A 12,525-nucleotide genomic window follows, 5' to 3' on the forward strand; every position below is an offset into this window, starting at 1 on the left:
CTCTTCAGTTTAAAATCAGTAGTACCTTTAAAGGGTACCAATCTTGGCTCATCAATTTTCTGACAAATATTTCTCAAATAAACTTCGAGTAATTTCTACCATCTAATCAATGAAAATAATTTCGATCAATTAACCAGTAAAAATCCACACAAGTTGTTCTTCTTCAATTCTTAATGATCTTCTCGATGATTCGTCACCATCAAGCTAGGTCGGCTATATTACTCTTAATCTCTTAAAAGTCAACAGGCAATTTAGATATTTTTAAAACTTATTCTTAAACACAAGATTTAAATCTTTCAATCCAAATCCTTGTTTCTCAACAAGTTTTTATCCGCATCACCGCCGATGGATGTGCATTCTACAGCATTTCTAATCACACACAACCCCTTTTTTTAATTTATTGTGACGAGTGTCTATTTCTTGCACAAATAAGGCTGAAAATGTGGAATTTGATCTAATATCTGCTCTGTTTTACTCTTTTCTTGCCAATGTAAAGGCCGACAATCAATATATTCGCAATAACCCGAACCTTCATAGGTCTCTTCTTTCCAACGTAATTGATAATTAAAACTTCCGACATAGCCTGCTGCCAATCCAAACTTATAATCACCTCGACTTTGTGCTTTAAGGTGAAAAGTAACTTGATCATTTTCCTGACATTGCCAAATAAACTCTCGTGCCAAATACATCTCCCGACCATTTGGCGTTTGAACTTTAGGATAAACTCGCGTTACATCAAAAATCACTTGATCATCGTAAAGTATAATTTGTTGTTGATCGTATTGAATTTCAATCCTTGAAAAAATGATGTTATTCCATTGATTTCTTAATTCAGAAAGTATGATTTGCAGATCTGAACGAATCTGAACAATTTGATACGTGAAAAAATGAAAGGCAATAAATGGCAAATAAACTGCTCTGGCATGTTTTAGAACACCCTGAGTTTGTATTTCATATTTTTGTTTTTTATAGGTGATTTCACCTTCACATTGGCATTTCGCATACCAATAGTCTGCAACGCCCCATTGCAATGCTGAATGATTTTCTATTTCAGAATGGGTATTTACTCTTAATTGGCAACTTAACTCGTCATCGACTCGCTTAAAATAATAATTTGTCGATTGAACTTGAATATCATCAATATCAAGAAATTGATAACGATCAATTTCAAATTGGCATTGTTCTTTAGCACTATAACTTTTGAGATGTCCAACTGTTGCAACACTACTACTCACCAATACAGTTGCAGTATCAATGGCCGTAGTCGTAATCGCACTTGCGTTATAGCAAATCGGAATACGAGGCTGTCCAATTAAACTAATGAAATTCAGGTAATGAAACGGCTCTGGTAAATTCGGCAGAATCAAAGCCTGATAAACGATTTTAAAAATACCTTTCGGTGGATAGAAAGTTAAAGCATCTGACTTATTGAGGTTCAGCTGCTTTAATTGATTGTTACTCATCAACATTGGCATACTGAACCTCCTGATTTTAAGTTGTTATTTTTGAGTCATTCTTTTTCGCAAATAAAGTCGTTACAAACCCTGAGAGTACATACAGGATACACACAATCAAGATACCTACTGGAATGTTGTACGTGATTGCGGCAAAAATCAAGACCACAGGTAACATCACGACAAAAGGTACACGCTTGCGATCCATTTGTTTAAATGAGTAATACTTGATATTTGAAATCATCAACAACCCAATCCCCACCATAACGACAGAGTTAACAACCTGAATCACAATATCTTTTAAATCAAAGATAAACGGATAATCTCGACCGACCCAAACCAAAGAAATCACAGTGACCGCAGCAAGTGGGCTAGCAATACCAATAAAGTACCGTTTATCCACCACGCCGATTTGCACATTGAAACGTGCCAAACGGAAGGCCGCGCATGCGGTATAGATAAAGCAACACGCTAAACCAATACGCCCCAAATCATGTAAGCTCCAGCTATACATCAAAATTGCAGGCGCAACCCCAAAAGCCAGTAAATCAGACAATGAGTCATATTGTTCACCGAAAGCACTCTGCGCACCAATCGCACGTGCTACTCGACCATCTAACCCATCAAGCAATGCAGCGAGGAAAATCGCATAGATCGCTTGATTAAAGTTTCCATTCATACTCGCAATGATTGAGTAAAAACCAGATAGAAGCGCCGCTGTTGTAATTAAGTTTGGCCATAGATAAATACCACGGCGTTTTACTTTTTGCCCTTCGTGCGTATGCTCTTCTTCTTCCACTTCAAATGTAATGCGATCAAAAGAACGTCCATCTTTATTTGAATCAGAATCAGGTTTAGGAGAATTTGTCATTATTTTCAATTCCTCGACAATATTTTGACGTTGGCGGGTTACTCACCCACCAACCAACGTACTGCAGCATGACCACCATTTTCACTCATACGCAAATGTGGAAATAACCATTGTAAAGCCTGATCTGCATCTTCTGAGAATTTCCATGGCGGATTAATCACCAGTAAACCACAACCATTTAATCCCACTGGCGTGTCATCAGGCCATACACAAATTTCGCAAACCAATTGACGACGAATCCCTGTTTTAAACATTTTCTTTTCAAAACGGTCAATCATGGCACGATCTTTAATTGGATACCAAACTGCGAATACACCTGTTGGCCACTTGCTGTGCGCGACTTGTAAAAGTTCAACCAATTGCGGAAAGTCTTTACGTTCTAATTCGTATGGCGGATCAATCATCACCAATCCACGCTTTTCTTTTGGGGGAATAACCCCAAATAAGCCTTCATAAGCATCACGCTCATGTAAGCCCATGCGTTTATCATGAATATTGTGACGTAACTCGGCAAATACATCGCGCTGCATTTCAAATACAGTCGCTTTATCAATATCTCGCATTGCCTGCAAAGCAAACCAAGGAGAACCAGGGTAGCTCCCCTTACCTTCTTGCTCACGTATCTTGCCAACCAATTTTAAAAACTCCTGAATGGACTCAGGTGCTTGGCGTTTTTCCATCTCACTTAATTGCATTAAACGATGAATTCCTGTGAGGAACTCACCTGATTTTTGTGATGGTGCAAGTGATAAATTATATTTACCCGCCCCACCATGGGTGTCGACATACCGATATGGTTTATCTTTAGCATTTAAACGAGTAAGCAGTTGAAGCAAAAGTACATGCTTCATAACATCGGCAAAGTTACCTGCATGGAAATGGTGACGGTAATTCATGTTGACAAATATTCCTCAATTCAAAGGATAGTTTATCATGAAAATAAAGGCTATTCTTTAGCGTTGATGTGATCATCTAAAATTGTACTGTAATCAAATGAATGTTAACTGGAGCTGTATGCAATTCACCTCGCTTCCTAAATCTTGGCATATTGATCAAATTTTAGATGATTTAAATACGTCTGGATTTGCTTTGGTGGACAATGTATACCCGCATGAATATGTGCGAGATCTGGTTCAAGAATGTAGTTCAAATTTGGAAGCGTTTCGGGCAGCTGGCATACAAAATGGTGTAGTCAGCCATATTCGAAGTGATCACATTTTGTGGATTGATGATCAACTCCCGATCGCTCAACAGCATATCAACACCTTAGAAAACCTAGCGCAGGCATTCAATCAAGCATTTTATTTGGGGATTAAAGAAGTCGAAGCTCATTTTGCTTGTTATAACGCAGGTGAGTTTTACGCACTGCATCGCGACAATCCCCAACAAAAGAATGATCGTATGATTTCAACGGTTTTTTATTTACACGAAAGCTGGCAAGAAGATTGGGGGGGGCAGTTACGACTCCAAGATAAAAATGATCAATGGCACATCATCCCACCTGTATCAAACCGTCTTGTCATCTTCCAAAGTGATTTATTACATGAAGTGTTGCTGTCAAAGCAACAGCGCTTATCCATTACAGCGTGGCTACGGAGTAGTAATTCAATTTGGAATGGATAACCGCATAAATATGCAGACAAAGTAAGGTTGCGAAGTTTATGGAACATCAACCTTTAAATTGTGAAAAATAGCCCTATATATCTAGGCATAACTGATGATTTTGGATCAATGAATGACGAATGAAACCAAAGATGTAATTGCTCGAATTGGTGAAACAGATCAACTCTATTTATCGAGTGACACCCCAGAGCTGGCTTTAGAGCGTGCCGACTTGCGCTTGCAATTGGTCATGCTGAGCCATATTCGTCAGGAACAACTCCATTTTTTACAAGAAGCTATCGTCCTGCTTGAACAGGCACGTATTGCAAACGATGAAATGCCCCTGAGCTTGTATTTGAATTTGTCTTTATATTTAGCCAAAGCATATATGATGTATTTTGAACTGACCAAAGAGCAGCGCTTTGCTTTAATTACCCAGCAAATTTTAAAACCTTTAGCACATAACCACCATGTGGATATTTATTTCTTTTTGGCTTATGCCTCAACCGCTAAAAAAGAAAATGCTTTAACTCAACACTGGTTGAAGAAGTATGTGTCATGCATTGACCATGATTTAGCGTTATTACAAGAACATTCAGCGTTTAAGTTAGTCCGACAGGAAGACTGGTTTAAAACTCTCATACGAAATAAAGCTCACTAATCATGTGAGCTTTATTTTTTGTTTTTCTAATGTGTACTATCAAGGTGTAATTGCTGATTCAGTTCATCAATGACAATCGCCCATTCATCATCTTTATCGATATGACTTTTTAAGAAGTCCCTTTGTCCTGCACTCCAAAACTCAGCTTCATGCAATTTTTGCCCAGCGCTCAGTTGATGTGTCTGAACAAAACTTTCAATTGCGGCATCATCAGCACCAAGTCCTAACTGTTCAAACAATAATTCTAATGTCGGTTGTTGCTCAAACATTTTTCTTCTCCTTTAATCCTCTCCATCCAATTTAACAACAAACGGGAGGGCGTGGCAGAAAAGACTTTTATTTTCTTGTTGCTTTTTGTTTTTATCATTTTGAATGCATAAAAAAACGCCCTCAAATGAAGGCGTTCTCAAACTTATCTAAAAATAGATAAATTATTTTAACATGTCAGCAATTGCTGCACGCTCATCTTCAAGTTCTTGAAGTGTGATGTTCATACGCTCACGGCTGAATTCATCAATTTCAAGACCTTCAACACGTGTGTATTCGCCATTTTCACAAGTTACTGGCACACCGTACATTACACCTTCTGGAATACCATAAGAACCGTCAGATGGGATACCCATAGTTACCCATTTGCCGTTTGTACCCAACGCCCAGTCACGCATATGATCGATTGCAGCATTAGCAGCTGAAGCAGCTGAAGACAAACCACGTGCTTCGATGATCGCAGCACCACGTTTACCAACTGTTGGAAGGAATGTATCTTTATTCCATTCTGCATCGTTGATTTTGTCTTTTAAGCCTTCGCCATTTGCAGTTGCAAAACGGTAGTCAGCATACATCGTTGGAGAGTGGTTACCCCAAACTGTTAATTTTTCAATATCAGAAACTGCAACGCCAGCTTTTTGAGCAATTTGAGTCAACGCACGGTTGTGGTCAAGACGTAACATTGCGGTAAAGTTTTTCGCTGGAAGATCTGGAGCAGATTTCATTGCGATATAAGCATTGGTGTTTGCAGGGTTACCCACAACCAATACTTTAACATCACGGCTAGCAACTTCGTTTAGTGCTTGACCTTGACCAATGAAGATTTCACCGTTGACTTTTAACAAGTCAGCACGCTCCATACCTGGACCACGTGGACGAGAACCAACTAACAAAGCATAGTCTGCATCTTTAAATGCAACTTTAGGATCATCAGTCCCGATCATGCCTGCCAATAATGGGAAAGCACAGTCATCAAGTTCCATCATCACGCCTTTAAGCGCTTGTTGAGCTTTCTCAAAAGGAACTTCAAGCAATTGTAAAATTACAGGTTGATCTTTACCTAGCATTTCGCCGCTTGCGATACGGAATAATAAGCTATAACCAATTTGACCTGCAGCGCCTGTAACGGCAACACGAACGGGTTGCTTCATGTGATATTCTCCAATGAGGTGCGTTAGCACGATTGAGTTCAGTTGTGACTCAATCGAATTATCATAAACGGCAAAGATTGTACTCTAAAGCAGCATCTTATGCATGTAAAAGAGAATGATTTCAACAAAAGTCTGATAGAAAATACAAATCAAGCGAGTAAAAAAGTTAATAACTGCCTTTAATTATAAATTCGTTTGGGCAACCCGTCACAACATGACTTGCACATTGCTTATACCGTCCATTTTTTTGATAACACACTCGAATCTCGGTCAAAATTGAATCTGATCGCGAAGACTGGCAACTAAAACGAATACCATTTGCAGGTAATGTCGGGTTTAACTTGGTAAATTGCTGTCGAAGACTTTCTTTTTGCACGGTAATGGTATTTTGACTGGTCAAATCAGCTGGAACTTTTAAACGCTCAGCAAAGTTAATAATCGTTCTGAAATACTGACTGGCATTCATCGGTACACAGCCCCCCACACTTTGCCAAAGTTGTACGCGCTCATTTTCATTAGGCATTACGCGAGCGACAACCGTTGCCTGTAAAGGTGAAAGCTTAGCGGAGGACTTGGTTTCACAGTTACGGTTTACAGGAACTTCCGGAAGTAGACTTGAAATTGTAAGCGAATATCCTTCCAGACATTTTCGTTGTTTTTGTTTTGATGAATCTAAGGCACAAACAGCAGGCGTCATCTGCACATGCAAGATATAACCCACAATATTCGAGCGATCTGCTGCATATAATGGCGTACCAAATGACAAGATGATGCAACAGAGCAATGCCTGCCCCAATCTTGTCAACCGCCTTTCAAATACATCTATTGATTTCATCAAATGCCAAAACTTCATGATTTCAAATTAAACATCCGCTTGTGTTTTAAGGGGTATTTCGTACAGGAATCACTCCCATCCTTTTTTCTAAGGACTGCGCCCCTTGTCCTAACACCACCCCATAATGTGTTGCATTGGTCATGACATGTTTAACGTAGTCACGTGTTTCTATTAGTGGAATACTTTCTGTGTATTGATCAGCAGCAATGGTTTGACCATCGGGCTGCCAACGCCGCGCGCGATTTGGTCCTGCGTTATAACCTGCTGTTGCAAGCACTGCATTACCGCTTAGTTGCCCCTGAATCATGGAAAGATAATAAGTACCATAACGAATATTGGTATTCATTTCACTTAATGCTGCAGGGTTATAGGTTTCACCCATTTGACGCGCAATTAACTTGGCGGTATTCGGCATGATTTGCATTAACCCACCCGCACCCACATGAGAGCGTGCGGAAGTAACAAAACGACTTTCTTGACGCATCAGACCATAGGCCCAAGCAGGATCAATGCCTGCATTGTGACTATGACTTGTCACATTGCTACGATGCGGAGTTGTATAACGATAAATGTCATTATGCTTGGACGTAGTTCGATCCGCAGCATAAATCGCTCGATCATACCAACCCATATCATGTGCTCGTTTCGCAGCTGCCAATAAAAGGCCATCATCGTCCTGCAAATAAGCCTGTCGAACAGCCCAATTCCATTCTCTATTGGTATACGTCGCAGGTGCATTTACATCTCTTAATGTAAATGCACGTTTGAAATGAATATTCTGATTGAGTCGTTGAATATCTTGCGAACTTGGCTGCTCATCGTATGGTTTATGATTATAACGTTCACCTAAACGATCTTTGGCGAGCAAATTATGATAGTCATCGCCGGCTTGAGCCAGTCTACGATAAATCTGCTGGGCTGCTTGTTTAGATGCTGCATCTGAACGCTGCTCAGACGCTCGTGCCAACCAATACTGCCAACGATCTTCTTGTTTCTGTGTCACCGACATCGCATCGATTGCACGAATCAGACTTTCCCATGAACCGAACCGAATCGACTGACGCGCATAAATTTCCGCTTCTTCAGGACTAAATGGATAACCATAACTTTGATCGAAAGCATTCAATACGCCACGATTAAAACCATTTTTCATGACCGTGGTGCCACCCACATAACCTACTGTACGATACAAATACTGTTGCACAGCTTGTGGTGTGTCCTGAACTGCACGTGGCAGATTGGCCAATGCATTAGTTAAATCATTATCTGCAATCCGCCCTATCGCATAAATGAGATAAGCATAATCCGCATCATTGCTTTTGGTCGCGCTCCACAAATACTCTAAAGGATTGGCTTGGATCTGATTTAATTGGGCTAAGGATAAGTTCAACCCTAGTGCTTGTGCAGTTGCAATAGCTTGTCCAGACTGCCCTGCGCGTAACTGCCCCCACAATCGATGTTGACGATCTTGTGCAGTCATTAATGGACTAGAAAGCATCATTCGACCTAAACCATTACATGATTCAGGCTGTGAGTTTGTAGTCAACCAAATATCTTTGTATTCAGCATAAACCAAACTATCTCCAGTTCTCGCTCTGACTTGCGCGAGCGCACAGCTTTCTGCTTGGTCTGGATTGGTCACATAGCTTAATACAGGTTTAGCATCAGCAAAACTGCCCATTTTTACTTTTTCTTCGACATAATCCGCTGCTAATTTTTCTGCCATCGCAGATTGCGGATAGCGTTGGGCAAAACTAATAATCGCAGATGAAGGCTGAAAACCAAGATTGTTATTTAATTTCCAATATTCTGGGTAATAACCTAATACATCATTTTGCATTTGCTCTTGAAACTGATCGAGCAAAGCAGTATTACTGGCGTTGGCAGCACGTAAAGCATCATTAAATTGTGCATCTAAAGCATAGACTGATGAACACGCTAGCAAGCCACCCATTGCGATAAAACGGCGGAAATTGTTCTTTTTATTCACTTTATTACGTTCCATCGCTATTAAATCACCTTGCTTTTTCATCGTCATCAATCAACATGCCCAATTCACCCAACTGTGATAGTGTAATAAGTCTGGCTTTCCACTATTGTTGTGTTATGTAACTTACTGATTCATATTCATTAACACTTATACAATTTTCATCATAAACTGTCTTTTTTTGTCAGTTTTTTATTCTCTGCGTTCACGCAAAAATACTGCTATAATCCGCGGTTTGTTCAAATCCACCTTGTTCGGGAGCCTGCATGACGGTTCAAACATTCATTCCAAGTGCTTTAAAAGCTGCCTCAGAAAACACTGTTACCCAGCCAATGCACACCACTGATGTTTCGATTAAAAAACTCTATATCGAAACGCAAGGGTGTCAGATGAATGAGTATGACAGTCATCGCATGGCAGATTTACTCGGTGATTCGCATGGTTATGTGCTGACCACCGATCCCAAAGAAGCCGACATTTTACTGATGAACACTTGTTCTATTCGTGAAAAAGCCCAAGAAAAGGTTTTTAGCGGATTGGGGCGCTGGCGCAAACTTAAAGAACAAAATCCAGATTTGGTGATTGGCGTAGGCGGTTGTGTTGCCTCACAAGAAGGCGACAACATTCAGAAACGCGCGCCTTATGTCGATATGGTCTTTGGCCCACAGACCCTACACCGTTTACCGCAAATGCTAGATCAGCATCAAGCTCAAATCGAAAAACCGAAGAAAGAAAAAATTAAACTTGTTGATATTTCTTTCCCTGATATTGAAAAGTTCGACTTTCTACCAGAACCACGCGTGGAAGGCTTTAAAGCTTTCGTGTCGATCATGGAAGGTTGTTCTAAATACTGTTCATTCTGTGTCGTTCCCTATACTCGTGGTGAAGAAGTTTCTCGCCCACTGGATGATGTCTTGGCGGAAATTGCAGGACTCGCAGAAAAAGGTGTACGTGAGATCAGCTTACTTGGTCAAAACGTCAATGGTTATCGTGGTGAAACCTTTGAGGGTAGTATCTGTACTTTCCCAGAGTTACTACGCTTAGTTGCAGAAATCCCTGGAATTGGACGTTTGCGTTATACCACCTCTCACCCACTTGAATTTTCTGATGAACTGATCCAATGCTACCGTGACTTACCACAAATGGTGTCGCATTTGCATTTACCCGTACAAAGCGGTTCAAACGATGTACTCCAAGCAATGAAACGTAATCACACCATTGATGTGTATATTGATAAAATCGCCAAACTCCGTAAAGTCCGTCCAGATATGCACTTATCCAGTGACTTTATTATTGGTTTCCCGGGTGAAACTGATGCGCACTTTGCTGAAACATTACAGTTTATTAAAGACTTAGATTTTGACCATTCTTATAGTTTTGTGTATTCAAAACGTCCGGGCACACCTGCTTCTGACCTCGCTGATGACACACCAGATCAAGTGAAAAAAGATCGTTTAGCACAAGTACAGCAAGTGATTAAAAAATCGAGCATAGATAAAACTGATGCCATGCTTGGTAAGATCGAACGTGTGCTGATTGAAAAAGTATCTGATAAGGACCCGAATGTATTGATGGGTACTGCTGATAACACTCGTTTGGTTGCCTTTATCGGTGATGCTACTTGGGTTGGACGTTTCGCAGAGATTGAGATTACTGAAATTAAAACTTTAAATTTAGTTTATGGTGAACTCTTGAATCTTGAACCTGACGTGGCGTAATGTAGAGGTATTCTCATAAGTCAATAAGAGGGTTTCTCTTGACTGCAGCGATTCGACGTACAGTAACGTTCCCTGAGATTTCAATGGAACGCTTGAAAAGCATGCTCGGTGCGTATAACGGGCATTTAAAACAAATCGAACAACGTTTAGATGTCAAAATTACTCACCGAGGCGATGCCTTCTACCTCGACGGTGAGATTGAAACGGTCGAACGAGCCGAAGCATTATTGCAACGGCTCTATGCGGAGTCTGAAACATCACAACAAGTCAGTGCTGACTTACTCCATCTTATGATCCAATCCTCCCAAACCGACCGAGACTTCGAATTGGTCGGTGAAGGAGTAGATCAAGAGGAAACCCCCTTAGATGTCTATTTTCAGACTCGTAAAGGCCGAATTAATCCTCGCGGCACAAACCAAAAACGCTATGTGCAACGTATTCTACAAAGTGATATTTCATTCGGTATCGGCCCAGCAGGTACAGGTAAAACCTACCTAGCAGTTGCTGCTGCTGTTGATATGCTAGAACGTAATGAAATCCAACGCATCTTGTTGGTTCGCCCTGCCGTTGAGGCTGGTGAGAAACTTGGTTTTTTACCTGGTGATTTAACCCAAAAAATTGATCCATATTTACGTCCACTTTATGACGCCTTATATGAAATGCTTGGCTTCGAGAAAGTTGCCAAACTGATCGAGCGTCAAGTGATTGAGGTTGCCCCACTTGCTTATATGCGTGGTCGTACCTTAAATCACTCTTTTGTGATTTTAGATGAAGCGCAAAACACCACGCCTGAACAAATGAAGATGTTCCTCACTCGTTTAGGCTTTGGTTCTCGCGCTGTAATTACTGGTGATGTCACGCAAGTCGATTTGCCGCGTGGTCAGCAATCTGGTTTAGCACAAGCTTTGCGTGTCCTAGAAAATGTACATGAAATCCATATCACACGTTTCCACTCTCGTGATGTGGTCCGTCATCAATTGGTACAGAAGATTGTTGAAGCTTACGAAGGTTGGGATAGCGAACAGCAACGATTGTCCGCTGAAGCACGTGCCGAACGTAAGGCCAAACAAGAAGCACTGATTGCAGAGAATGACTCCGCAGCAGATGCGCAACACATTTAAGAAAAACCTCACCCCTGCTTTATAACAGTGGGGGTGAGGACGATTAATTAAGGATCTATTTTGAAAATCAATTTAAGTCTTCAACAAGACTTTCAAACGGCTGAACTACCACTAAAACGTGGTCAAATCAAAAAACAGCTCGAAACAGCATTACGCCATGTCGGTTTCGAGGTTGACTGTGAAATAGGCATTGCTTGTGTTGATATTGCTGAAAGCCATGAGCTGAATTTGCAATATCGTGAAAAAGACAAACCAACCAATGTACTGTCCTTTCCCAGTGATATCCCAGAAGAAATGCTTAACCTACTGGATGCTGAGCCTCTAGGCGATTTGGTCATTTGTATTCCAGTGGTTTTACAAGAAGCCACTGAGCAACAAAAAACACCGAATCAACATTTCACTCACCTACTGGTTCATGGTGTTTTGCACTTATTGGGCTACGATCACGAAACCAATGAAACAGATGCTGAAGAAATGGAAGCTTTGGAAATCGCGATTCTTAAAAAGCTCGGGGTTACGAATCCATACCAAGCCGATGAGATATGAGTAAAGCACCCATGTATATCGTCATTTTTAAAGCCAAAATTAAACGACTTGATGCAACTTATTCAGAAATGGCGCAAAAGCTAAGAAATAAAGCTTTAACGGAATTTAACTGTCTAAAGTTTGAAGCATGTAGTGAAAATGGCTTTGAAATTGCGCTGTCATACTGGAATTGCTTGGAAGATATAAAGCTCTGGCAACAAGATGCAGAACATCAAGTTGCTCAGCATCTAGGTAAAGAAAAATGGTATCAAAGTTTTAGTGTTGAGATCTGCAAAGTTGAACGTGCTTACTCTAGTCAAAATAGATTGTGAA

13 protein-coding genes are annotated in these 12,525 nt (G+C 40.6%); 6 read left to right on the forward strand and 7 right to left on the reverse strand.

What is annotated here, in order from left to right; genetic code table 11:
* Positions 1-413: 413 nt before the first annotated feature.
* From EAH57_RS08605 to EAH57_RS08615, 3 genes are read right to left on the reverse strand one after another with little or no spacing between them, the layout of a single operon-like run.
* Entirely contained in the window at positions 414-1,475 is a 1,062-nt protein-coding gene (locus tag EAH57_RS08605; RefSeq protein ID WP_121929701.1) for a DUF6670 family protein, read from the reverse strand.
* 16 nt (positions 1,476-1,491) lie between these two features.
* On the reverse strand, positions 1,492-2,325 hold the full coding sequence (pssA, locus tag EAH57_RS08610; RefSeq protein ID WP_121929702.1) for a CDP-diacylglycerol--serine O-phosphatidyltransferase: 834 nt from the start codon (positions 2,323-2,325) through the stop codon (positions 1,492-1,494).
* Positions 2,326-2,363: 38 nt separating this feature from the next.
* Positions 2,364-3,221, reverse strand: a complete 858-nt coding sequence (locus tag EAH57_RS08615) for a 23S rRNA (adenine(2030)-N(6))-methyltransferase RlmJ (RefSeq protein WP_121929703.1) — start codon at positions 3,219-3,221, stop codon at positions 2,364-2,366.
* Positions 3,222-3,339: 118 nt separating this feature from the next.
* On the opposite strand from EAH57_RS08615, the gene EAH57_RS08620 reads away from it, so the two are divergent.
* Positions 3,340-3,948, forward strand: coding sequence for a 2OG-Fe(II) oxygenase (locus EAH57_RS08620; RefSeq protein WP_121929704.1), 609 nt, complete (start codon positions 3,340-3,342; stop codon positions 3,946-3,948).
* Positions 3,949-4,060: 112 nt separating this feature from the next.
* Complete coding sequence (locus tag EAH57_RS08625) at positions 4,061-4,588, forward strand: hypothetical protein (RefSeq protein WP_121929705.1); 528 nt, start codon at positions 4,061-4,063, stop codon at positions 4,586-4,588.
* Between the two features lie 26 nt (positions 4,589-4,614).
* Here the strand turns inward: EAH57_RS08625 and EAH57_RS08630 are convergent, their stop codons facing one another.
* From EAH57_RS08630 to EAH57_RS08645, 4 genes are all read right to left on the reverse strand, one after another.
* Positions 4,615-4,857: a DUF2789 family protein gene (locus EAH57_RS08630; protein ID WP_121929706.1), complete on the reverse strand. Its 243-nt coding sequence runs from the start codon at positions 4,855-4,857 to the stop codon at positions 4,615-4,617.
* A 162-nt stretch (positions 4,858-5,019) separates the two neighbouring features.
* On the reverse strand, positions 5,020-6,006 hold the full coding sequence (locus EAH57_RS08635; protein WP_121929707.1) for a malate dehydrogenase: 987 nt from the start codon (positions 6,004-6,006) through the stop codon (positions 5,020-5,022).
* Between the two features lie 166 nt (positions 6,007-6,172).
* Positions 6,173-6,841, reverse strand: coding sequence for a ribonuclease T2 family protein (locus EAH57_RS08640; protein ID WP_121929867.1), 669 nt, complete (start codon positions 6,839-6,841; stop codon positions 6,173-6,175).
* A gap of 46 nt (positions 6,842-6,887) precedes the next feature.
* Positions 6,888-8,846 (reverse strand): lytic transglycosylase domain-containing protein, encoded by a 1,959-nt coding sequence (locus EAH57_RS08645; RefSeq protein ID WP_171407429.1) that lies wholly within the window; start codon positions 8,844-8,846, stop codon positions 6,888-6,890.
* Positions 8,847-9,094: 248 nt separating this feature from the next.
* Here EAH57_RS08645 and miaB point away from each other — a divergent pair, with 248 nt between their 5' ends.
* The 4 genes from miaB to EAH57_RS08665 are packed head-to-tail and all read left to right on the forward strand — an operon-like array spanning position 9,095 to position 12,524.
* Positions 9,095-10,546 carry a tRNA (N6-isopentenyl adenosine(37)-C2)-methylthiotransferase MiaB gene (gene miaB / locus EAH57_RS08650; RefSeq protein WP_121929709.1) on the forward strand — a complete coding sequence of 484 codons (1,452 nt, stop codon included), beginning with the start codon at positions 9,095-9,097 and terminating at the stop codon, positions 10,544-10,546.
* 38 nt (positions 10,547-10,584) lie between these two features.
* The gene (locus tag EAH57_RS08655; RefSeq protein ID WP_121929710.1) at positions 10,585-11,667 is read left to right on the forward strand and encodes a PhoH family protein; all 1,083 of its coding nucleotides are present in this window, start codon (positions 10,585-10,587) and stop codon (positions 11,665-11,667) included.
* A 60-nt stretch (positions 11,668-11,727) separates the two neighbouring features.
* Positions 11,728-12,213, forward strand: coding sequence for an rRNA maturation RNase YbeY (gene ybeY, locus EAH57_RS08660; RefSeq protein WP_121929711.1), 486 nt, complete (start codon positions 11,728-11,730; stop codon positions 12,211-12,213).
* An 11-nt stretch (positions 12,214-12,224) separates the two neighbouring features.
* On the forward strand, positions 12,225-12,524 hold the full coding sequence (locus EAH57_RS08665) for an antibiotic biosynthesis monooxygenase family protein (protein WP_121929712.1): 300 nt from the start codon (positions 12,225-12,227) through the stop codon (positions 12,522-12,524).
* Position 12,525 lies beyond the last annotated feature (1 nt).

The organism is Acinetobacter sp. 2JN-4 (assembly GCF_003687745.1).
Classification (GTDB): domain Bacteria; phylum Pseudomonadota; class Gammaproteobacteria; order Pseudomonadales; family Moraxellaceae; genus Acinetobacter; species Acinetobacter halotolerans.